The 1,022-nt window shown below is 70.8% G+C and carries 1 protein-coding gene and 1 pseudogene; both read right to left on the reverse strand.

Going from position 1 to position 1,022, the window contains the following annotated elements:
• Positions 1-314 (reverse strand): annotated as a pseudogene (locus tag AC1D15_RS34125) (hypothetical protein); the annotation flags it as partial.
• Positions 311-1,022 (reverse strand): ATP-binding protein (locus tag AC1D15_RS34130; RefSeq protein ID WP_477829563.1); only part of this gene is annotated, 712 nt, incomplete at its 5' end. The gene AC1D15_RS34130 and the pseudogene AC1D15_RS34125, both read right to left, overlap by 4 nt.

Genomic DNA, 1,022 nt, shown 5'->3' on the forward strand with positions numbered 1-1,022 from the left:
GGCTCGATGAAACGTGCCCAGGTGAAGCAGCCGCACAGCGCGAGGGCCGCGAGGCCGGCGAACGTGGCGGCCGGCTTGCGGCGGCGCGCGGTGCGCCAGGTCTCGCGCGCCAGCAGCGCCAGCGCCGGCCACAGCAGCCACGAGAACCAGTAGATCGCGAGCTTGACGACGACGCGGTGGCTGTCTTCCTCTTCGTACCAGGCGCCCTGGTAGTCGCGCGCGACCAGCGCGCCGAACAGCACGACGATGGCGATGCCCAACAGCACGCGCCACCCGCGAGCCCCGGCGCGGGCGATCGGAGCCCCCGTCGTCATGGCGCGCGCTTCAGCCTGACGTGCGCGACCAGCCCGCCATCGGACGCGTTGGACAGCTCGAAGTTGCCGCCCATGCGCTGCACTGCCTTCTCGACGATCGCGAGGCCGAGGCCGGCGCCGGTCGCGGCGGTGCGTGCGGCGTCGCCGCGGAAGAACGGGGTGGTGAGCTGCTTCAGCTTGTCGGGCGAGACGCCGGGGCCGTGGTCGCGCACGCTCAGGATCACCCACGGGCCGGTGCGCGCGTAGCTGACCTGCACGCGCGCGACGCCGGAGTCGGTGGAGCGGCCGTAGCGGCGCGCGTTCTCGAACAGGTTCTGGAACACGCGGCCGAGCTCGATCTCGTCGGCCATCACCTTGGTGTCGATCGCCACGCGCGAGCTGATGCGGATCTGGCTCGGGTCGCGGAAGCCCTGCATCTCGCGCTCGACCAGGCTGCTCACGTGCACCGGCACCAGCTTGGTCTCGCCGGGGCGGGCGTAGTCCATGAACTTGTCGATGATGGCGTCGAGCTGGTCGATGTCGAGCGCCATGTTGCGCTTGGCCTCTTCGTCGTGCACGCTCATCTCGGCCTCGAGCCGCATGCGCGCGAGCGGGGTGCGCAGGTCGTGCGAGATGCCGGCGAGCATCACCGCGCGGTCCTCCTCGACCTTCGCGAGTTCGCGGGCCATGCGGTTGAAGCCCATGTTGACCTGGCGGATCTCGCTGGTC

It is taken from the genome of Rhizobacter sp. P2_H2 (assembly GCF_056403375.1).